This window comes from Pseudomonas sp. Sample_20 (genome assembly GCF_004307585.1).
GTDB lineage: Bacteria > Pseudomonadota > Gammaproteobacteria > Pseudomonadales > Pseudomonadaceae > Aquipseudomonas > Aquipseudomonas atacamensis.
On record NZ_RCOA01000020.1, the window covers coordinates 196,016 to 217,984 of the forward strand.

Annotated in this window: 16 protein-coding genes; 3 read left to right on the forward strand and 13 right to left on the reverse strand. The window is 60.8% G+C overall.

All coding sequences use genetic code 11. From position 1 onward, the window contains the following. Positions 1–76: 76 nt before the first annotated feature. Positions 77–2,314: an autotransporter outer membrane beta-barrel domain-containing protein gene (locus D8U70_RS04555; protein ID WP_241664633.1), complete on the reverse strand. Its 2,238-nt coding sequence runs from the start codon at positions 2,312–2,314 to the stop codon at positions 77–79. Between the two features lie 331 nt (positions 2,315–2,645). Between D8U70_RS04555 and D8U70_RS04560 the strand changes: the two genes are divergently transcribed. Continuing rightward, complete coding sequence (locus D8U70_RS04560; RefSeq protein WP_130928390.1) at positions 2,646–2,945, forward strand: helix-turn-helix transcriptional regulator; 300 nt, start codon at positions 2,646–2,648, stop codon at positions 2,943–2,945. Positions 2,946–2,952: 7 nt separating this feature from the next. Here D8U70_RS04560 and D8U70_RS04565 read toward each other — a convergent pair whose 3' ends face one another. Together D8U70_RS04565 and D8U70_RS04570 are read right to left on the reverse strand one after the other, a co-directional pair. Beyond that, positions 2,953–3,789, reverse strand: a complete 837-nt coding sequence (locus D8U70_RS04565; RefSeq protein WP_130928391.1) for an amino acid ABC transporter permease — start codon at positions 3,787–3,789, stop codon at positions 2,953–2,955. Next, the gene (locus tag D8U70_RS04570) at positions 3,786–4,607 is read right to left on the reverse strand and encodes an ABC transporter substrate-binding protein (RefSeq protein WP_076564634.1); all 822 of its coding nucleotides are present in this window, start codon (positions 4,605–4,607) and stop codon (positions 3,786–3,788) included. Before D8U70_RS04570 ends, D8U70_RS04565 begins: the two co-directional genes overlap by 4 nt. Before the next feature lie 113 nt (positions 4,608–4,720). Between D8U70_RS04570 and D8U70_RS04575 the strand changes: the two genes are divergently transcribed. Beyond that, complete coding sequence (locus D8U70_RS04575; RefSeq protein ID WP_130928392.1) at positions 4,721–5,623, forward strand: homocysteine S-methyltransferase family protein; 903 nt, start codon at positions 4,721–4,723, stop codon at positions 5,621–5,623. 120 nt (positions 5,624–5,743) lie between these two features. On the opposite strand, the gene D8U70_RS04580 is transcribed toward D8U70_RS04575, so the two are convergent. The 3 genes from D8U70_RS04580 to D8U70_RS04590 are packed head-to-tail and all read right to left on the reverse strand — an operon-like array spanning position 5,744 to position 7,508. Further along, positions 5,744–6,415 (reverse strand): GNAT family protein, encoded by a 672-nt coding sequence (locus tag D8U70_RS04580; RefSeq protein WP_130928393.1) that lies wholly within the window; start codon positions 6,413–6,415, stop codon positions 5,744–5,746. A 12-nt stretch (positions 6,416–6,427) separates the two neighbouring features. Then, positions 6,428–6,874, reverse strand: a complete 447-nt coding sequence (locus D8U70_RS04585; protein ID WP_024014846.1) for a GNAT family N-acetyltransferase — start codon at positions 6,872–6,874, stop codon at positions 6,428–6,430. Positions 6,875–6,884: 10 nt separating this feature from the next. After that, positions 6,885–7,508, reverse strand: a complete 624-nt coding sequence (locus tag D8U70_RS04590) for an FMN-binding negative transcriptional regulator (RefSeq protein WP_073471070.1) — start codon at positions 7,506–7,508, stop codon at positions 6,885–6,887. 93 nt (positions 7,509–7,601) lie between these two features. Between D8U70_RS04590 and D8U70_RS04595 the strand changes: the two genes are divergently transcribed. Continuing rightward, the gene (locus D8U70_RS04595) at positions 7,602–9,152 is read left to right on the forward strand and encodes a PLP-dependent aminotransferase family protein (protein WP_130928394.1); all 1,551 of its coding nucleotides are present in this window, start codon (positions 7,602–7,604) and stop codon (positions 9,150–9,152) included. On the opposite strand, the gene D8U70_RS04600 is transcribed toward D8U70_RS04595, so the two are convergent. From D8U70_RS04600 to aspA, 7 genes are all read right to left on the reverse strand, one after another. Then, a complete protein-coding gene (locus D8U70_RS04600) occupies positions 9,109–13,713 on the reverse strand; it encodes a DUF6543 domain-containing protein (protein ID WP_130928395.1) in 4,605 nt (1,534 codons plus the stop codon). The genes D8U70_RS04595 and D8U70_RS04600 overlap by 44 nt on opposite strands. Before the next feature lie 141 nt (positions 13,714–13,854). Beyond that, on the reverse strand, positions 13,855–14,949 hold the full coding sequence (locus D8U70_RS04605) for a polyamine ABC transporter substrate-binding protein (RefSeq protein WP_130928396.1): 1,095 nt from the start codon (positions 14,947–14,949) through the stop codon (positions 13,855–13,857). Continuing rightward, positions 14,946–15,971 carry a histone deacetylase family protein gene (locus D8U70_RS04610; RefSeq protein ID WP_130928397.1) on the reverse strand — a complete coding sequence of 342 codons (1,026 nt, stop codon included), beginning with the start codon at positions 15,969–15,971 and terminating at the stop codon, positions 14,946–14,948. The genes D8U70_RS04605 and D8U70_RS04610 overlap by 4 nt, the downstream gene beginning before the upstream one ends. Positions 15,972–16,126: 155 nt before the next feature. After that, positions 16,127–17,122, reverse strand: a complete 996-nt coding sequence (locus D8U70_RS04615; protein WP_130928398.1) for an AraC family transcriptional regulator — start codon at positions 17,120–17,122, stop codon at positions 16,127–16,129. 172 nt (positions 17,123–17,294) lie between these two features. After that, a complete protein-coding gene (locus tag D8U70_RS04620) occupies positions 17,295–18,299 on the reverse strand; it encodes an asparaginase (RefSeq protein WP_130928399.1) in 1,005 nt (334 codons plus the stop codon). Positions 18,300–18,408: 109 nt separating this feature from the next. Then, entirely contained in the window at positions 18,409–19,857 is a 1,449-nt protein-coding gene (locus D8U70_RS04625; RefSeq protein ID WP_016772471.1) for an alanine/glycine:cation symporter family protein, read from the reverse strand. Positions 19,858–20,416: 559 nt separating this feature from the next. Then, on the reverse strand, positions 20,417–21,841 hold the full coding sequence (aspA, locus tag D8U70_RS04635; RefSeq protein ID WP_016772472.1) for an aspartate ammonia-lyase: 1,425 nt from the start codon (positions 21,839–21,841) through the stop codon (positions 20,417–20,419). Between the last annotated feature and the right edge of the window lie 128 nt (positions 21,842–21,969).

Consider the following 21,969-nt stretch of genomic DNA (forward strand, 5'->3'; position numbering starts at 1 on the left):
GACCTTGTCAGGTCATTGCCAAGGATCACATGTGGGAGCGAGCAGGCTCGCTCCCACAGGAGGCGTGCTTAATGCATCAGAACGCCATGCGCCATTGACCCGCCACGCCATACGTTCGGCTGTCATTACCCAGCTCACCCGTTAAGCCCACGCCCAGTGTGTGCGCCGCCGATAGACCAAGGTCGAGCCCCGCATCCACCGCGAGGCTGTTCCGATCCAGTGTCGCCCCGGTCACTTCAAAGCGCTTGCCGCCCTTGCGCAGTTGCTGGCGGGTGTAGCTGTCGATCGCGCCGAAGCTATGTTTCCAGCCTGCGCTCAAGCGCGGGGTCAAATGCATGCCGTTATCCAGCGTATTGATCTGCGCAAGCCGCAGGCCAAAGGTGCTGCTGAAGTTGTCGCGGGTCTGGCCGTAGACTTTCAGTGCCGCGTCGCCGCCCTTTTCGTTGTAGCTGTCGCGCTGATAGCGCTGATAGCCGAGGCTGGCGAAGGGTTCGAGGGTCACGTTGTTGCGGCCCAGGTTGAACCCGGCCTCGGCAAATGCTTGCTGAGTATTGGCGTCGTAATTGCCCTTGAGACGATCGCTGAAACCCTTGAACGCGACCCGCCGTGTGCTGCTGCCGTCATGGCTCGCGTAGGTCGCGCCGAGGCGCAGTGACAGCGGGCCATCCTGACGCATGGCGTAGGCGCCGAGGTGCCAGCTGTCGAGGTCGCCGTCGTACTGGCGGGCATCGAGTTTGGTCTGCGATTTGCCGCCAAGCAGGCCGACATGCCAGTGCTCATCGAGTCGCCAGTCAGCGCCCACGACCAGCCCTTGCGTGGCATGTTGGAGGATACCGTCAGCGTCGCGATCAACCTTGCCGCCGTGGCCCAGCGCCTGAATCCACACCTGCCCGGAATCTTCGTTGCCTGCGGCCTGACGCGGTGAACTGCGCGAGCCGAAGGTCGAGGCGGAATGATTGTCCAGCTGCCGCATTGCCGAAAGCATGCTCGTACTGACCGGCGTGATACTGCTCAGCGTGGCTTTGGCGAGGTTGGCATTGCTGCCTGCGGCAAGTTGATCGAGGGCGATGGGCGCGGTGGTTTTATCGCTGGTCAGCAGTGCGGCGACGGCCCTGTTGGTGCCGATATCGAAAGCTTGAGTGTAAGCCCCTCGATTATCCAAGCTCTGCGCAATCGAACGAGCACTGCGCGTTCGGGCCAGTTGTTCGAACCCTACATCGTTGCGCACGTAGTGCAGGTTCACCGCGTTTGGCTCATAGGAGAGCGTTGGTGTCATGTAGGCCAGATTGGTGGTGACCTCACCGAACTCGCCATCAATGACGTTTGCAGACAACAGCCGATACTCATTGGTACGAGCGTAGTCGCCCGGTACGCCATAAATCTCGACACGCGCACCTCCCAGGCTCGCGGTGCCCTGAACATGCACGGGATCTGAGCCGCGGTCGGCAGATACGGCGTAAGAAAACACAGCGTCCTCATGGAGCGTCAGATTGCCTTTGATATTGGGAGAGCCGTGTTGCTGGCTGGCAAGCAGGGTTCCTGCGACATACAGCCCCGTCACGTGTCCATAACCGCCAAAAACCGCTCCCGGGTCGACATCGACACCATTGATCGATGCGTAGTTGAGCAGCACGGCGTCGGCTTTGACGTCAGCATCACCCTCGAAAACGTGACGCAATGTCCACTGCCCGCGTGCGATTCGCATAGCCGAGAAGTTGCGCGTCTCACCGATCTCGCCGCCTTCTACGGCATTGAACAGCAGCCCGTTCGCACCTTTGCCACCGTCCAGGCGACCGTCCCAACGCGCGCCCTTATTGATCACCAGCAGGTCATCTCCATCGCCCAGTTGCAGGGATACGCCGTCGATATTCTCGAGCGGGCTCGAGACAAAAGAGCGCTGCGTCGTGATCGCCAACATGTCGCGTTCAAACGGGTCGACGAGATCGAATTCCTCATCGCCGGTTTCCTCCACCACGAACTCTGGAAACTCCAGCCCTTCATAAAAGGCCGGACTGAAATCCTCGATCGCAACCGTCGCGCGTATGGCATCGACCGAAGGCGCTTCAGAGGCCTGCCCGGGCGACGGAGAAGTGTGCTGCAGCGGGCCGATGAATTCCTTGATCGCAAACAAGTCATCAGGATCCACTTTCGGTGTGGGTGTTTTCTTCTTTCGAGGCTTGGCGGTTTTGTCTTCGCTGATCTGCGCAGAAACCTGGACGTCTGGCAGCTGTTCGATGGACGCCTCGGCAGATCCGATCGTCAGCGCGATCGCCAGAGCGAGGTGATGGGGACGGTATTTGTGTAGGGCAGGCATCGAGTTCAACCTCCTTGTATGAAAGGCTCAACTCTATTGCTGCGTTGAAAAAAACGATGTCGGTCGGTTCCTGATGCTGTGCAGGCGACGTCGGATCGTTCTGTCGAAAATCCTCACGGGATTTCGCAAACAAGGCTTTTGCGCGATGGCGGCGGTTCGTTTTCCTACAGCCGATATGGGTCACAGCGACATACGTCGGGGGGCCATCTGCATTGTTTTGCGTCGATTGAAGCCCCAGCGGCTCCCGTCTGCATTTTGTTGCAGTTTAATTACCAAAACTGTCATCACGCTGCATTAAATTGCGTCTTTCACAAAACGAATCTGCCGCGTCATGAGTAAACTCAAATCTGCACGGGACCTTACTGTCCTTGACCGCATGGCGCTTATCGACAGCATCAAGGAATCATTGGCCGAAGGCACTCTGGAAATCGGTGACGCCGTGCGCCGTTTACGGGTCGAAGTCACCGGTCTGCATCAGTCCCAGTTCGCGAAGATGTGCAAGATTTCTGTGCGCACGCTGGTGCATATCGAACATGGCGAAGGCAATCAGACCCTGAAGTCGCTGAACGCGGTGTTCCGCCCGTTCGGCATGAAAATGGGCGTTGTGCGGATACGTCGGGACACCGTTTGAATACGCTTCAGCCACGCCGCACATACGCCTTGCCGTAATGCCGCTCCATCCGTGCCTGAATCAGCTCCAGCCCGATTGACATCAGCCAGTAGATGATCGCCGCCGTGGTGAGCATTTCGATGTAGCGATAGCTTGAGCGACCGTAGGACTGGGCGAGAAACATGACTTCCCAGACACCCATCACCGAGATCAGCGACGAGTCCTTGAGCATCGAGATGAACTGGTTGGTAGTCGGCGGGATAATCGTGCGCATGGCTTGGGGCAGGGTGATGCGCCAGAAGATCACGCTTTCGCGCAGGCCCAGCGCCAGGGATGCTTCGCGTTGGCCGTGATCGACGCCGAGGATACCGGCGCGGAAGATTTCGCTCAGATAGGCGCCGTAATTCAGCGACAGGGCAATGATGCCGGCGACGATGGCGCCGGGGACGATGCCCAGTTGCGGCAGTCCGAGGTAGATCAGCAGGATCTGGATCAGCAGTGGCGTGCCGCGAAAGAACGAGGTGTAGAAACTGGCGATGCCAAATGCCACGGCGCTGTTCGACAGGCGCGCCAGCGCGGTGATGAAACCGAGCAGCGACGAGGCGATGATCGAGCAGGCGCAGAGAAACAGCGTCAGCGCTGCGCCTTGCAGGAAGCCGTTCGGCGCCAGCTTCAGGCCGAGGAGGTTGGGCAGCTTGTCGAGGATGATCGCGAACTTCAGGTCGAAGCTGAGGAAGAATCCGGCAAACAGGCAGAACAGCGCCGCCCACGTCAGGTACAGGCGCGTGCGGAAACCAAAGAGTTTTTGCAGGCGGGTTTCAGCCACCGGTTGCGGTGGCTGTGGCGGGGTCGGAAAGGAAGTCATTGGCTGATATCGGCGCCGATCCATTTCTGCGACAGCTTGCTCAGAGTGCCGTCCTGTTTCAGTTGGGCAAACACCTCGCGCACCTTGGCGTCCCACTGCGGGTCACCCTTTTCGATGGCCACGGAGTTGGGTTCCGAGTAGAGCGGTTCGCCGGCCAGTTTGAAGCGCTGGTCCTGGTTCAGGCGCGGCTGCGCGGTGACCAGATTGGTGAGGATCGCATCCAGGCGCACGCCGGCGCCCAGGCCCAGATCCTGGAAGGCGACGTTGTCGGTGTCGTACGGAGCGATCTGCACATCCTCGAACGGATACTGCAACTGCGTATCCTCGGCGCCTTCGATGACCAGGTTCTTGTTCAGATAACTTTCGTAGCTGGAGGCGCTGGTCAGGCCGACCTTTTTGCCGCTCAGATCCTTGGCGCTGTGGATGCGATCGTCCTTGGCGTTGACCACGATCACCGCTGGCGACGCGTAGTACTCGACCGGGAAGTCGAACACCTCGGCGCGGGCCTTGCTCGGGGTCATCGAGCAGATGCAGATGTCGTAGCGCCCGCTCCAGCGGCCGGCGGCGATCACGTCCCAGGACGGCGTTTCGAGACGCAGTTTGACGCCAAGCTTGTCCGCCACCGCTTTGGCAACGTCGACATCGAAACCATCGAGTTGATTCTGCTCATTGAGAAACGAGAAGGGCGGATAGCTTTCCATGAGCACGCCGACCAGCTCTTTTTTCTGTTCGACACGGTCCAGCGTCGCGCCGCCGAAGGCTTGGGTGGATGCGGCCAGAATGGTCAGGCCCAGGGCCAATAGCGGTTGGAGTTTCACAGTCGATTCCTGTTGAAAAAAGAGGTTGTTATTAACCGAGTGGTGCGTATTAAATAGTTATAAGAACGACTCTGATAGTGAGTTATTTTCATAAGCATATGAGTGAAAAGCATATGGGCGCAGCAAGTACGGTCATTCTCGATGGCGGCATGGGCCGCGAGTTGCAACGCGCCGGCGCGCCGTTTCGCCAACCGGAGTGGTCGGCACTGGCGCTGAGTGAAGCGCCGCAGGCGGTCGAGGCGGTGCATGCCGCGTACATCAACAGCGGCGCCGACGTGATCACCAGCAACAGTTACGCGGTGGTGCCATTTCACATTGGCGAAGCGCGATTTGCGGCTGAAGGCCAGGCGCTTGCGGCACTGGCGGGGGAGTTGGCACGGCGGGCGGTGCAGGCATCCGGCAAGTCAGTGCGTGTTGCCGGTTCGTTGCCGCCGCTGTTTGGTTCGTATCGTCCGGATCTGTTCGAAGCGGATCGCGTGACCGAGCTGCTGACGCCGCTGGTCAATGGGTTGGCCCCGCATGTTGATCTGTGGCTGGCGGAAACCCAGAGTTCGATTATTGAGGCGCGGGCCATTCACGCCGGGTTGCCGAAGGACGGTAAACCGTTCTGGCTGTCGTTCACCCTCAAGGATGAAGACACCGATGAAGTGCCACGCCTGCGCTCCGGTGAGCCGGTAGCCGAAGCGGCTGCGCTGGCGGCTGAACTTGGCGTCGAAACCCTGCTGTTCAACTGCAGTCAGCCGGAAGTGATTGGCGCGGCCATCGACGCGGCGCGCGCAACCTTTGAGCGTCTCGGCGTCACGATCAACATCGGCGCGTATGCCAACGCGTTTCCTCCGCAACCGAAAGAAGCCACGGCCAACGACGGGCTCGACCCGTTGCGTGACGATCTCGATCCGCCTGGGTATCTGCACTGGGCGCTGGACTGGCAACAGCGCGGCGCCAGTCATCTGGGTGGTTGCTGCGGGATCGGCCCGGAGCACATTGCGGTGCTGGCGCAAGAACTGCGTCGTTAAGAAAAGCCCCGCCAATTGTGGGAGCGAGCCTGCTCGCGAAAGCGGTCAGTCAGTCAATATTTCCGTGACTGACACAGCGCCTTCGCGAGCAGGCTCGCTCTCACAGGGGCTTTGTGACGATCAGCTACGGCACTCGGCCAAGCCTTTCACCTGGCCATCAGGCGTCTGGTTTTCATCGCTCAGCCAGCGCTCGAATCCCGCACCGATCGCCGGCCATTCCCCATCCAGAATCGAATACCACGCGGTGTCGCGGTTCTGCCCCTTGACCACCATGTGCTGGCGAAACACGCCTTCGAAGCTGAAGCCCAGACGCTCCGCCGCGTATTTGGAGCGGGCGTTGCCGTTGTTGCACTTCCATTCCAGGCGCCGGTAACCCAGCTCGAACGAATACTTGGCCAGCAGGTACACCGCCTCGGTGCTTTTCGGCGAGCGCTGCATTGGCGCACCGAAAGTGACGTGGCCGATTTCGATGCGGCCCTGCGCCGGAACGATCGACATCAGGCTGAGGATGCCTTGCACCTGACCAGTCGCACGGTCGATGACGCTGAAGAAGTACGGGTCGCTGTTGGCCGCATGATTGTTCAGCCAGTCGTTGAACGCGCTGCGCTCGCGAAACGGCCCGTAAGGCAAGTAATCCCAAAGCTTCGGATCGGCACCCGGCCCTTCGAGGGCGGCGTAAAGCTCATCGCCATGACGCGCCGGGTCGAGTTTTTCCAGGCGTATGAAACGGCCTTCGAGCAGGGTGGCGGAGGGGGCGGGGACGCCTTTCCAGTCAGCGAGTGAAGCGGTCATGTGCGCGTCTCCTTAAAGGGCTTTACGAAACTGGATGAATCCCGGACGTTCGGCAATGCGCTCGTAGAGCTGGATCGCCGTTGCATTGGTTTCGTGGGTCAGCCAGTGGACTTTGCAGCAACCATCAGCCTTGGCGGTAGCGTAGACATGCTCGATCAACAGCCGACCGACACCGGTGCCACGGGCTTCCGGCACCACCAGCAGATCCTGCAGATAGCAGGAATTCTCGATGCTCCAGTTCGAGCGATGATAGATGTAATGCACCATGCCCAGCGCTTTGCCTTCAGCCCAGGCGAGGGCGGCGTGGGTCGGTTCATTCGGGTCGAGAAAACGCTGCCAAGTGCTTTGGGTGACAGCGTCCGGCAGTTCCGTGTTGTAGAAGCGCAGGTACGCCTGCCATAGCGGCAGCCAAGCGGCGTGGTCGTTGGCGCTGACCGGGCGAATGTCGATCTGAGTCATGCGGATTTCCTTAGCGCATCAGGCTGGCGAGGGTTTGATCGTTGGCGTCGGGGCTGGCGGCGAGGCCTTCGCGCACCCCGGCGATATCTTCGGCGCTACGGTTCTGGCTGAGCTTGCGTTTGCCTTCGAGGCGGTCGATGGGAATGGCAAAACCGACGATGGCTTTGAGCATGGTGTCGATGTAATCGGCTGGCGCATCGTCCACCGACCACGGCTGGGCACGGCCTGCCTCGTGACGGTCGGTGAGGGTGCTGACAATGTCGAGCAAGCGGCCGCCATCGCTGAAGGTCTCGGCCTGGCCGTAGGCGTGCACGGCGATGTAGTTCCAGGTCGGCACGACCTTGCCGTGCTCGGCCTTGCTCGGATACAAGCTTGGGCTGACGTAGGCATCTGGTCCGGCAAAGATCAGCATGGCCTCGGCGCCGTCACGCAGGTCTTTCCACTGCGGATTGGCCTTGGCCAGATGGCCGTAGAGCGTGCCGTATTCGCCCTGTTCGCGATGCAGCAGCACCGGCACGTGGCTGGCTTGCAGGCCGCTTTCGCCGTGGCTGACCAGAATGGCCAGGCGCGTGGCAAGAATCAGTTCGTGCAGTTGGGACAAGTCTTCGATGGCAAAGGCGCGTGGCGTGTACATGGACAGATTTTCCTTGGCGAATGCCTGCATCCTAGGCAGGCTATTGGTCCGTTGTAAGAGCCATTGCTGAGCCATTTCATAGGTCCATTCGCCATGCCTGATCTGCCACCCTTGTCGATGCCCTTCAACCCGGCCGGTATCGAGCTTGATCGCCGTCAGGGCCTGAGCCGCCAGCTCTATCAGGCTCTGCGCCTGCGGGTGCTGGATGGACGTCTGGCCAGTGGCACGCGATTGCCGGCCAGCCGAGATCTGGCCTCGGCGCTGGGCATTTCCCGCAACAGCGTGGTGCGCGCCTACGATCAGTTGTATGCCGAGGGCTTTATCGAAGGCCGCGTTGGCGACGGTACTTACGTGGCGCAATTGGCTCAGGCATCCCCGCCTGAGAAAAAACTATCCACAAATTCATCCACAGGCTTGTCAACAGGCTTACCCACAGCCTTATCCACAAATTGGCTGGATTTACCTGTGAATCCATCCAGCAAAGTTATCCACAGCGACGGATTTTCCCGCATTGAAAAGCATCATTTGCCGCGACCACCGAGCGGTCCGCCGCGTGCTTTTCGGGTGGGTGTGCCGGCGTTCGATCTGTTTCCGTTCGAGGTCTGGGCCAAGCTCAACGCGGCTTTCTGGCGTAAACCGGATCTGCAGCAGCTGTGTTACGGCGACCCGGCCGGGGACGCGCGGCTGCGCGGCATGATTGCTGCCTATTTGCGCAGCTCGCGGGGCATGCAGTGCACGGCTGAGCAAATTGTGATCACCAGTGGCGCGCAGCAGGGCATCAGCCTTTGTGCACAGCTGCTGGTCGAGCCAGGGGACGGTGTGGCGATCGAGAATCCGGGCTATCGCGCCGCCGGACATGCCTTCGCTGTAGCGGGGGCGAAATTGCATGGGGTGGCGGTAGACAGCGACGGCATTGATTGCAGCGCCATGGCTCAGCTCAGCGATTGTCGGGTGGCTTACGTGACGCCGTCTCATCAGTACCCGACCGGCGTGGTGATGAGCCTGGCCCGGCGTCTGGAGCTGCTCGCCTGGGCCGAGCGTGTCGGCGGCTGGATCGTCGAGGATGATTACGACGGCGAGTACCGCTACACCGGCGCACCGCTGGCGCCGTTAGCGGCACTTGATCGTCAGGGGCGTGTGCTCTACGTCGGCACGTTTGGCAAGGTCGCTTTTCCGGCGTTGCGCCTGGGCTATCTGGTGCTGCCGCCCGCGCTGGTCGAGGCGTTCGCGCAACGCCGCGCCGTCGATGTGCGGCACTCGGAGGTCAGCACGCAAGCGGTGATGGCCGAATTCATGGCCGCCGGGCATTTCCAGCGGCATATCCGCCGCATGCGCCGGGCTGCGCTGAGCCGACGCAACTGCCTGCTCGAAGGCTGGCCGACGGTCGCCGGCGTCGGTCAACTGCCCGCCGTGCCGGCCGGGCTGCACTTGACCGTCGCCGTGGACAACATCGAGCGCGAGCAGCAATTGATCGCTCTGGCCGCTGAGGTCGATGTCGAAATCAACGGCCTGAGCAGCTACTGGCTCCCCGATTCGACTACGCCCATGGATAAGCGCGCCGGCCTGGTGTTGGGGTTTGCTGCTGTACCAGAGCCAGCAATCAAAGCGGCGCTGTCGCGTCTGCGGCAGGCTTGGCGAGAGTGAAGAACAGCGTTTCGGCGCTGCGACTGGAAATTTCGCTGCGATGGATTTCGATCAGCCTCTGATTATCCACATCGGTTATTTCAGAGGTGCCTCCGAGGCGGTGCTGGGCAACTGTCTTCATGTGTCCACGCAAAAATGCGCCATCGGGCGCGTCGGCGCTGCTGTAATGGAAATGCGCATAGCAGAGGATTTTGTCGGTATGCGCATCGCGAATCTGATACTCGTCGAGGAAGTCATTCTTATGGCGCCTCAGGCGCCGTCGGGTCAGGGTTTTCGAAATGTTCACTTCGCCCTTGTCCTTGAGCCACTCGACCCCGGCGGCTGTTGGTAGTTGTTGCTTGACCAGACGGATTCGCGTGCTGGTGCCCTTTTCCTCCAGCGTCGTAGCCGCAGCGTCGAGCTTGTGGTTGAGCGTTTCGGACGGTTCATGCAGAGCAGCGGTGAGGTTACTCGCCGTCAACGCTTCATCGATGGCGGCACCGGCCTTGCGCAACAGGGCGGCGTGGTTGTGGTATTCCTCTTCGACTTCCACCGGAATGCGCGAGCCGCGTTTGAGGCGCGCCTCGATGCGCCGATGAAACGCCGCCAGCCCGTCGATCAAGGCCTGCCCTGCGCTGATGCTGTTGTTGAGGTTGGGCCGGGCTTTCGGCGACGGTGCCGGCCGTGCATTCTGTTCGACCCAGATACCTGGCGACTCCTCCTTGAATGTCGCGATGACTCTCGTCAGTGCTGTACTGACTTCGACCAGATCGGTGTCTTTGCCGTCGAGGCTTTTTTTCCGTTCGCCGACCAGGATGCCCTTGTTGCGCGTCTTGATGATCTGCCGATTCGAAGATGACGCAGAAGGTCTCGACGGACCGGCTTGCGGCACCAGTAAATGCCGGTAGCGCAACAGATCGGCGAGTCGATTGTCGGCGCTTTCCTTGAATGCGGCCACGCGCGCCTGCAACTGCTTGAGTCGCTCCGTGTGTATGTGTTCGGAATATTCACTCGCCAGGTCATCGAAACGCTTGTCCACGGAAGCAAACTGTTCGCTCACCTGGCTCAGGGCGTCGATGCGTATGCGCAGATCGCTGAGGCTTTCATCGGCGCTCAGGTCCCGTGAACTCTGAACGTTCAGCGCAGCATCTTCGAACAGACTGGCCAGCGCTTGTTGTGCCTCGACATGAGCGGTGGAATCGCCGGGCTTGATGCAGGTGTACTGGCCGAGACTGATCTGCAGAGTCTTCAGATCATCCAGCGGGTAGGGCGCCAGGCTGATGTTGTATTTCTGCTTTATATCAAGGCCATCCGGTCCCAGCCTGGTGAGCTCCTCCATGCAGGCTTCAGCCGACTCCATTTTCTCGATAATGGTTTGAGTGACATCGTTCAACTGTTCGAACGCAGAGGTGGCTGCCTGCGATTCGCTGCGCAGTTCGTCGTCGAGTATCGCCTGCACCGCCAGTACCCGCTGCTGGTAATCCGAAGCGTTATTACTCAGCCACTCCTGTCCCAGAAACAACTGCATGTCCAACCGCTCCGGCATTACCGTGCGGTAGTTGGGAATCGACTGCTTGCAGTTGAGCTGCTTGATCAGCTTGATGTTTGCGGCATATTCGTTGTGCTGTGAATCGAGCGTGGCAAGGTACTGCGCAAGCGCTTGCTCGCGTGCCTGCGCAGGGGCATCGTGCAGGCTGTTGCGGTCTGCATCGAGACGGCTCCCTTTGCTCTCCATCGTCAAATCGAACGCAGTAATCTGCTCGGCCAATACGGCCACCTCCTTGTTTCTAATGCCTTGCGCGGCTTGGCGACCTTCCTCCAGTCCGCCGCCGCGCAAACGCAAGCGCAGATCGATTACCCACTGGCCGTTGGCGGTATAGGCCAGCCTGGGTCCGGCAGGTCGGGTGGGCTGACGCGTATCGACGATGTGCACATCGCCATGCGCGTTGCGCGCGACTTCGAACCAGCGTTCACCGACGCGGGCGTACCATTTGTCTGCGTGGGCGTAGAGGCCTCGCTGCGCACCCTCTCTGGTGGCAGCGCCAAGCCCTTTGGGCTTGGCGAGCTTGAACGTATCCAACAGCTTGGCGAGGGCCAACGGGGATCGTTTCAACGCCGTGATGCTGTCGATCGATGTGCCATGGGCTTCGGTCAATTGCGGGCCGGTGATGTCCGGCTGGCGCAGCGCTTTGACGATTCTGGCGGCAGGTTTGCTCGTCGCTGTGTCCTCTTCGAGCGTTGTGGCCACGGGCGTCGATGGCGCATCACCGATTGCCGCACGATGGGCGAGCACCATGCCCAGCGCCAGGAGGATATCGGCGATGGCCGTCCAGGCGACTTTCGCCGATTGCTCGTTGGCGCCGTCGGTGATTTCCTGCAGATCATCCATGATCTGCCAGATCCACGCCGCTGTACCTGCGCTGCGGCCCAGAAACGGCAGTGCGGCATTGAGCATCAGCCAGCCGCCCTGTTTCAGCGAGGCCCAGCGTGCTTCTGCATCGGAGACCGATTGCCGGTCGGCTTGAGTGACAAGCGCCTTGACGTTGCGTTCGTGCAGGGTGGCGAGGACATCGCTGGCGATCACCTGAGTGCCCAGCGCGACCGCGCCTGACATGTCCAGTGCTGTGGTCGGGTTGATCATCAGTTGCGGGATCGTCCACACCGACGGCAGCCTGGCGGTGAAGACGAACTGGCTGTAATTGAAGCGCACATCGTCCGGCAACCAGGCCAGTACCGAGTCGCGCAGATGTCGCGAATGCTGGATCGCAAAAAGCAGATTGGCCGGCCCCGGATATTGCAGCAGAGCTTTGTCGAACAGCGGTCGATATAGCACGCACGGCCCTTTGTCGGCATCGCGCGGGCCTATGACATACATGTTGTCGACAGTGTCTGCGGTGGAGCGGCTGCGATGAGCGACGAAGGCCAGAGGGCGAATGACGATTTCCTCACCATCGACGTAGCGTTCTGCGTCAGTCGTGGCCAATGCGGCAACCACGTATCGATAACCCGATTCGTCAATGCCGGCTCTGCCCTGGATCTTGTGCTGCAACGCCAGCAATGGCAGCTCGACGCGTAGCTGACTGGTATAGAGCCTTTCCAACCGTGACGCTTGCTCTGCGTCGTCTATCAGTACGGCCTTGAGATGCGCCGGGTAGGTCTTGCCGATGTCGACCGTGCTGACCAGTTTTTCCAGAAAAGTCGCGCTCAACCACTCGGGTACCGGGCTGCCATCCTTGTACCGCACAGTCTTGTTGCCCAAGGGCAGGCCAGCGAGGTTTTGCAGGGCGAGCTCGGTCAGCGTCCATGTCTGAGTCTGAGTATTTCCCGGCAACACAAACGTGCCCCAGACCACGAGACTGGTGATGGTGATTTCGATGTTGTCGATGTCCAGGTCTTGGGCGTCGGGCTGCTCCTTGAGAATCTGTTTGATCAGCGCTGCCCGAGTGAATGCCTGCAGGCTGGTGATTTCGTTCTGAAAGGATTTGCCGTTGTTCTCGTGCTGCAGCGTCGTCAGGTCCAGCAGGTGCCGGCTGTAACGTGTCTGATCGATGGGCAAGGCGTCGTTCAGCCAGTCCGGAAGCATCGGCTGTAAACGCTCGAAGTGCGCTTCGAGGCGCGGTGTCGGTTGTGCCGGTTTGCCGGCCGTGCCGGTATGCGGATAGACGCGTTTATCAGGGGAGTCCTGAAAAAAACTGATTTTGCCCAAGGCATCCGCTTCCAGGGAAATCAGGGTGCAGGCCTGCTGGTCGAAGAAATTGCCCTGGGGTTCGACCAGCCGCCACTTGAGATCTTCGCCCGAGGCGTTTGCGCCATATATCCGCAGCAGAGCCTCGCCGAGTTCCTCCAGTGAATCGAAACGCTGAAAGCCCTGAGTAATCGCGTGGGTGAGAATCAATGTACGGTCTGCGATGCTGCCGACCAACACTGCGGCGTCGAGCAGGGTCAAGTGGCTTTGCGTGTCGGCGTTCCCCCGATCGAGATCAATCAGATATGCCTTTGCCGAGTACGGGGCGGGGGCCAGGCGTTGTTGCGGGTCGGGCTGTTTGAAAATCGCCTGGGCCATGGCGATTTCATCGGCATCCCAGCCGACGCTGGCATCGACGTTCCACAGGTTGCGCAGTGCCTCGGACAATTGCTGCCAGCGCGGTTGCCCGGGATAGGTGAATTCGTCCCAGTAGTCGACGTGCTGCTCCTTGTAGGCGATGAACAGCAGCGGTGCGAGTTCGTTGAGCAACAGGCCGATCGCATCGATCTTCACCGGCAGATGCGCAGGGGCGGGCACGCCGGGTTGCAGGGTCAGGTAATGCTCGCCATCGAGGTACGTCACCGTGGTGCCGGACAGGCCGAGCCGCACCAGGGCGTTGGTCAGCGATCCAGCCTGATACCCGTCGGGTACCACTCGACCCTCCACAATGGCCCAGGCGGGTTGCACGACCATCGCCAGACGCGGGTCTATGTCGAGATTCGGATACAACGTCTTGAGGGCTTCGCGCAGCGTTTTTGATGCGACTTCTTGCAGCGAGGGGCCGGTAACCAGCTGAGTCACGATATCGACGGCACTGGCTTTGGGAATGGCGGTCATGTTGGTTTCCTGCTCTGTCGGGACGCCGCGAGGGCGGCGGAGCAGGGCAAGTTAAAAGGCGCGACAGCGACCCGTGCGGTAGATAAAGCTGCCAGGCAAAAAAAGACCCGCCTCGGCGGGTCTTCGGCAAACGAGCCGGTTTCAGGTCCCGGACTTGATTTTCGTCCAGGCTCGCGTACGTGCACGCTCGGCATCCCGAGGCAGCGGCTGCAAGGTGTAGAGCGTACTCATTGCCGCATCGGTCGGGTACAGGTTCGGGTTGTTGCGAATGGCCGGATCGACCAGGCCGGTGGCATCCTTGTTCGGGTTCGGATACCCGACAAAATCGCTGACCGGGGCAATCACCGCAGGTTGCAGCAGATAGTTGATGAAGGTGTAAGCGTCTTCGGTGTTCTTCGCGCCCTTGGGAATCGCGAGCATGTCGAACCAGATCGGCGCACCTTCCTTCGGCAGACGCATATCGACCACCACGCCGTTCTTCGCTTCCTTGGCGCGGTTGGCCGCCTGCGAGAAACTGCCGGAATAACCGACGGCCACGCAGATGTCACCGTTGGCGATGTCGGCCATGTATTTGGAGGAATGGAAGTACGTCACATAGGGGCGGATCTTCAGCAGCAGCGCTTCGGCCTTGGCGTAATCCGCCGGCTTCTTGCTGTTGGGGTCTAGGCCGAGGTGTTGCAGAGCCAGCGGCAGAATCTCCGACGGCGAGTCGAGCAGGGCGACGCCGCACTGCTTGAGCTTGCTGATGTTCTCTTCGTTGAAGATCAGGTCCCAACTGTTCACGGGCGCGTTGTCGCCCAGCGCTGCCTTGATCTTGGCCGGGTTGAAACCAATGAGGATGGTGCCGTACATGTACGGCACGGCAAATTTGTTTCCCGGATCATTGGCCTCGATCAGCTTCATCAGTTTCGGATCAAGGTGATTCCAGTTCGGCAGTTTGCTGCGATGCAGCGGCTGGAACACCCCGGCCTCGATCTGCTTGGCGAGGAACACGTTGGACGGCACCACCACGTCATAACCGGAATTGCCGGTGAGCAGCTTGGCTTCGAGTGCTTCGTTGGTGTCGAAGATGTCGTAGATCAGTTTGGTCTGGCTGTTCTGTGCCTTGAAGTCGTCCAGCGCCTTGGGCGTGATGTAGTCGAACCAGTTATAGACGCGCAGCGTGCGTTCTTCGGCGTGGGCGCCAGCGCTGAGCAGAGCCGCGCACAGCGCCGAGGCGATCAGTCGCTTTTTCATTGTTCGAAACCTTCCAGCACGTTCACTGCGTTGATGCCGATTTCTTCCACCGCGTAGCCACCTTCCATGACGAACAGGGTCGGCTTGCCGAGGGCGGCGATGCGCTTGCCCATGGCCAGATAATCCGGGCTGTCGAGTTTGAACTGCGAGATCGGGTCGTCCTTGAACGTGTCGACGCCGAGGGAGACAACGATGATGTCCGCGCCATAGCGATCGATCTCGTCGCAGGCCTGATCCAGCGCCGCGCTCCAGACATCCCAGCCGGAACCGGCCGGCAGCGGATAGTTGAAATTGAAACCTTCACCGGCGCCTTCGCCGCGCTCGTCGTCGTAGCCGAGGAAGAACGGAAACTCCGCTTCCGGGTGGCCGTGGATCGAAGTGAACAGGACGTCGCTGCGTTCGTAGAAAATCGACTGAGTGCCGTTGCCATGGTGGTAGTCGACGTCAAGGATCGCGACTTTCTTGTTGCCCTGATCGAGAAAGGCTTGAGCGGCGATGGCGGCGTTGTTGAGGTAGCAATAACCGCCCATCAAGTCGCTGGCGGCGTGATGTCCCGGCGGACGGCACAGGGCGAAGGCCGCGCGTGCGCCAAGCTGGATTTCTTCTTGTGCGGTCAGGGCCACTTGCGCTGCGCTGTAGGCCGCTTGCCAGGTGCCGGCGGTAATCGGCGCGCCGCCGTCGAAGCTGTAATAACCGAGCTGGCCGTGCAGGCTGGTCGGTTTGATCGCACGCAGCGTGCGCGCCGGCCAGGTGTAGGGCAGCAGGTCGCCGTCAGTGTTGAACTCGGTCCAGCGTTGCCATGCACCTTTGAAAAATTCCAGATAGTCACGGCTGTGAATGCGGGCGATCGGCTCCAGGCCGAAATCCTTCGGCGCTTCGACCGCCCCGAGATTTTGCTTCTGCACGCGTTGCAGCACATGGTCGGCACGCGACGGCATCTCGAAGCACGGCTTGAGCTGGCCATCGATGAGTTCGCAGCGGCCGTGGTGCAAGTGGTGATCGTCTGAGTAGATCGTCAGCATTTGTTGTTCTCCGCAAGGCTGATTCGGTGGTCTTCAGTGTTGCGGCGCAAGTTGAATCGGAGAACGTCGGGAGCGGCCAAAAGGGGATCGATATGGCCAAAACCTCTGACCGCAATTCGCCCCTTGTTCATGCAGGCTCATGCCTGGAGCAGACATCAATGCGGTCTGAACTGACTCGGCGCCACGCCGCTCCAGCGCACAAACGCATGCCGGAAACTCGCGGTCTCGCTGAAGCCCAGCGTCTCGGCGATCCGATAGATCGGCAGCTGATCCTCACACAACATCTGCTTGGCCCGTTCGAAGCGCAGTTCATCGAGCAGCTCCTGATAGCTGCTGCCCATGTCTTTCAAATGCCGGCGCAGGGTGCGCGGTGAGCACTTCATCTGCTGTGCCAGACCTTCCAGTCCCGGCGCGGCATTCAGTTGCGCGCTGAGCAACTGACGAATCCGCCCCAGCCAGGCCTGACGTCCGGTGAACTCCAGATTCTGTTTGCGGCAGCGCTCTGCCATGGCCTGATGGGTGATCGCGTCGGCCAGCGGCAGCGGCTGATCGAGCCAATGGCGGTCGAAGGCGAAGGCGTTGTCCTTGGCCGAAAAGTGCAGCGGCGAGTCGAAGGGTTCGGCGTAGCTGGCGCGGTAGTCCGGCGCTGCATGTTCGAAGCGTGTGGCGCGCAGTGGCAGGGAATGGCCGAGCAAGTCGTCGCAGATGACTTTCAGCGACACCAGACAGAATTCGGCGTTGAACACCGCCATCGCCGGGCTCTCGCGATAGTCGGCGGCGACGAACCAGACCTGCTCGCCATCGTCTTCCAGGCTCAGTTCGAACAGCGTGCCCAGCAGCGCCGGATAACGGATCGCCAGCCGCAAAGCGTCACCGAAGGTGGCACAGGTCAGCAGGGCGTAACCGAGCATGCCGTAACAGGACACGTGCATGCGCCGACCCAACTCAAGGCCAATGTCACGTTTGAGCGCGACCGCGTTGGTGCAGACCTGCATCTCTTGATGGGTGGTGATGCGCGTATCGGCACGCTGCAGATCGGCCGCCACGATGCCGCTGCCAGCCAGCAGCGCCTCACTCGACAGGCCTTCGGCCTTGAACGTGTTGAGGATCAGCGAGACCGCGTTGAGGGTGGTGAGGTGGGAGTGGAGCATGGGATCTTCCAGCCTGGAGGTGGCTGGGACGCAGCAATTTATATGCCGTACAAAAATCCCTGGTGGGAGCGAGCCTGCTCGCGAAAGCGGTGTGTCAGGCACACGAATGCCAAATGTGTCATGGCTTTCGCGAGCAGGCTCGCTCCCACAGGGGGACTTGCGTTGTGACAGATCAGCTCAGTTCGCCGCAGAGATCCAGTTCGATCAATCGACGCACTTCAGCCGTTTCCAGCCCGGCCCCCAGCAACCCATGCAACTTGCCGAACGCCGCCTCGCGCGTCATGCCGCCACCCGACAACACGCCAACACCTCGCAAGCGGCTGCCGGCCTCGTAGACATCCAGCTCGACCCCACCTTCATGGCATTGCGTCACTGCAACCACCACCACGCCGTTATCCCGGGCGCGGCCAAGGCTGGCGAGGAACTCGGGGTTGTCGCTCGGCCCGGTTCCGCTGCCGTAGCATTCCAGCACCAGACCTTGAATGCCGCTGTCGAGCAGGCCGTCGAGAACCTCGGCACTGATCCCGGGAAACAGCGGCAACACCGCCACTTTCGCCAGTTGCTTCGGCTGGTTGTAGTTCAGCGCGACTGGGATCGACGGCGCCTTCACACCACCGCCCTGACGCTCCAGGCGTTTGAACGGATGGCGGCCGAAGCTGCGCACTTTCGCGCAGCGGGTCGGCGCCAGCAGTTCGCCGTGGAAGTACAGGTGCACGCCCGGCGCCAGACCCTGGCCGAGGGCGACCAGCGCGCCGCCGAGGTTTTCCCAGGCATCGCTGTCGGTCACACCCGCCGGCAGCATCGAGCCGGTGAAACACACGCGGGCATGCAGGCCGAGCAACTGAAAACTCATCGCCGCCGCGCTGTAGGCCAGGGTGTCGGTGCCGTGCAGGATCAGCACGCTGTCGCAGCCTTGCACGTCCACGGCATTGACCACCGCTTCGCGCAGTTGCTGCCAGTAGGCCGGGGTCATGTTGGCGCTGTCGATCAGCGGCGACATTTCCCGAAACTGCCACTGCGGCACTACCAGCTCAGGCTGGCTGTGCAGGTAGTCGCGCATCCGCGCTTCGAAACCGGACGCCGGGGCCAGACCGTTGGCGCTGGCCTGCATGCCGATGGTGCCACCGGTGTAGAGCACCATGACGTGTTGAGCGGCGGGGTAGGTCGACGAGCTCATAGGATTCTCCGAAACGATGAGGGCCTTGCAGGAGCGAGCAGGCTCGCTCCTGCAGGTTATTGCATCACAATAACTGACGGGCGCAGGGGATGCGCCCGTCATTCACCTGTCAGCGTTGCGCTGCAGGTACGCCTTGCGGCGCAGTTTCAGTCTGGCCCGCCGCTGCTGGCGGGTTGACCGGCCAGGCGTTGCGATCCAGATCCAGGTCGGCGAATTTGCTCGAATCGAACACTGGCTGTTTGACGCCGGCGCGACGCTGCTCGTCGTAGTCGCGCATCACCCGCAGGCCGACCTTGAACAGCATGGCCAGGGCCACGAGGTTGACGAAGGCCAGACAGGTCATGGTGATGTCGGCGAAGGCGAATACCGTCGTCAGGTCCTGCATCGAACCCCACACCACCAGCGCCAGCACCAGGCCGCGGAACAGCATCAGCAGGGCGCGGTTGCGGCTGAGGAACTGCAAGCTGTTCTCGCCCAGGTAGTAGTTGTAGAGGATGCAGGTGAAGACGAACAGCGACAGCGCGACGCTAACGAACATGCGACCCCAGTCACCGACCACGGCAGCCAGCGAGTTCTGGGTCAGGACGATGCCGTCACCTTCGAAGCCCGGGGTGTAGAAGCCCGACAGCAGGATCAGCAGCGCGGTGCAGGTGCAGATCACGAAGGTGTCGAGGAACACGCTGAAAGCCTGGACCACGCCCTGCGCGCCCGGATGCTTGACGGCGGCCACAGCGGCGACATTCGGCGCACTGCCCAGGCCCGCTTCGTTGGCGAACACGCCACGCTTCACGCCCATGACAATGGCGCTGCCGAGCAGACCGGCAAACGCCGGGTCGAGGCCGAAGGCGCTCTTGAAGATGGTTTCCAGCATGGCCGGTACGTGTTCGATCTGGGTGCCGATCACGTACAGGGTCACGCCGATATAGGCCAGGGTTTTGATCGGTACCAACAGGTCGGAGACCGAGGCGATGCGCTTGATCCCGCCGATAAAGGTGATGGCCAGCAGCACCGCGAGGACGATCCCGGTGTGTTGCGGGTTGAAGTCAAAGGCGTTCTGCAGCGAGTGGGTCACGGTGTAGGACTGCAGGCCGATGAAGGCGAAGCCGTAGGTGACCAGCAGCAGAACGGAGAAGACTATCGCCATGCCCTTGAGCTTGAGCCCGTGCTGGATGTAATACGCCGGGCCACCACGGTACAGGCCGTCGCCATCGGCGCGCTTGTAGACCTGGGCCAGGGTGCACTCGAAGAAGCTGCTGGACATACCGACCAGTGCGGTCACCCACATCCAGAACACCGCACCCGGACCACCGAGGGTCACGGCGATGCCGACACCGGCAATGTTGCCTGCACCGACGCGGCCGGCGAGGCTGAGCATCAAGGCCTGAAACGAGCTGAGCTGTCCGGCGCTGCCTTTGAGGCTGTCGCGGAACACCGCGAACATGTGGAAGAAGTGACGCAGTTGAACGAAACGCGAGCGAATCGTGAAGTAGCTACCGAGCCCGACAATGAGCACGATCAGTACTTTCCCTGAGAGGAAGTCGTTGATGACTTCGAGCATGGATTTATCCTCGCTGTTTTTTGTGGGTGCAAATGCTGGATCGGAGAAACATCGTGTTACACCGGTCTGCGCGCGGCACGACGGGTGAGGCGAAGGTTTCGTCCCGGATCCATATCGCGGGTTTTGTTATTAGTTCGGGTTTCGCATGGGTTATGGCCTCGTTACCGACGACCGCTCACGCGAAGAGGGGCGGCACTATACCGATCAGTGGCGCGCCCGTCTGCACGGTAGTGGTGCAAGCGACGAAACGAAGCTTTGAAACACTTGGTGTTTGTGGCGAGGGGATTTATCCCCGTTCGGCTGCGAAGCAGTCGTAAACCATTGCACGCGGTGTTTCTGGTACATCTTTATTGTTGGTATCGGGGCCGCTTCGCAGCCCAACGGGGATAAATCCCCTCGCCACAAAGGCTCACCTGCATATTGTTCAGTCCCCCTACATTCGGGTCTCAAGATCAAACAGTTAAAAAAAAGGGCTCGGGGACAAAATCCCCAAGCCCTCAAAAGGTGAGAGGTGTCTAGTCCCTCGACCTGGTGAGCGGTGCTACAAGTTCGCGTCGGCTCAGGCTTTGAGCGGAACCAGACGCGGGGCAATCATGTTTTCCGGGCGCAGGATGTCGGCGAGCATGGCTTCGTCGAGCAGACCTTCTTCGCGCACCAGTTCCAGTACGCCACGGCCGCTTTCAAGGGCGATACGGGCGATGCGGGTGGCGTTTTTATAGCCGATGTACGGGTTCAGTGCGGTGACCAGACCGATCGAATGCTCGACCAGTTCGCGGCAGCGCGCTTCGTTGGCGGTGATGCCGACGATGCAGTGCTCGCGCAGCATGTCCATGGCGCGTTGCAGCAGGCGGATCGAATCGAGGATCTTGAAGGCGATCAGCGGCTCCATCACGTTCAGTTGCAGCTGGCCGCCTTCGGCTGCCATGGTCAGCGCCAAGTCGTTACCGATGACCTGGAACGCGACCTGGTTCACGGCTTCCGGGATCACCGGGTTGACCTTGCCGGGCATGATCGAGCTGCCTGGCTGACGCGCCGGCAGGTTGATTTCATTGATGCCGGTGCGTGGGCCGCTGGACAGCAGGCGCAGGTCGTTGCAGATCTTCGACAGCTTGACCGCAGTGCGCTTGAGCATGCCTGAGAACAGCACGAAGGCGCCCATGTCGGAGGTCGCTTCGATCAGGTCGGCGGCCGGTACCAGCGGTTGGCCGCTGATCAAAGCCAGACGTTGAACAGCCAGTGCCTGATAGCGCGGGTCGGCGTTGATGCCGGTGCCGATCGCGGTGCCGCCCAGGTTGACTTCGGTCAGCAGCTCCGGGGCCAGCGTCTTCAGACGCGCGAGGTCTTCGCCCATGGTGGTGGCGAACGCGCGGAATTCCTGGCCGAGGGTCATCGGCACGGCGTCTTGCAGCTGGGTACGGCCCATTTTCAGGACGTGGTCGAACTCTTTACCCTTGGCCGCGAACGCCTGAATCAGGCTGTCGAGGCTGGCCAGCAGCGCGTCGTGACCCAGCAGCAGACCCAGACGGATCGCCGTCGGGTAGGCGTCGTTGGTCGACTGCGCCATGTTCACGTCGTCGTTCGGGTGCAGGTACTGGTATTCGCCTTTCTCGTGGCCCATCGCTTCCAGAGCAATGTTGGCGATCACTTCGTTGGCGTTCATGTTGGTAGAGGTGCCGGCGCCACCTTGAATCATGTCGACCACGAACTCTTCGTGGTAATCGCCGCGGATCAATCGCGCACAGGCTTCGCTGATGGCAGCGTGCTTGGCTTCGCTCAGGTGACCCAGCTCGCGGTTGGCGTCAGCGGCGGCCTGTTTGACCATCGCCAGGCCCACAACCAGTTTCGGGTAATGCGAAATCGGAACGCCCGAGAGGCGGAAGTTGTTCACCGCTCGCAGGGTCTGGATGCCGTAGTACGCATGGGCCGGTACTTCGAGGGCGCCAAGCAGGTCGGTTTCTGTGCGGAAAGATGCAGCGGAGGACATGATAGAAATCATCTCGATAAGGACCCGGTCTGTGCCGGAACGCTGCGAATGCTAGGCTTGTGGGGATTTTTGGGCCAATGCTGTTCAGCACTGCCCTATGCACATTCGGCATAATGCCCATGTGACGC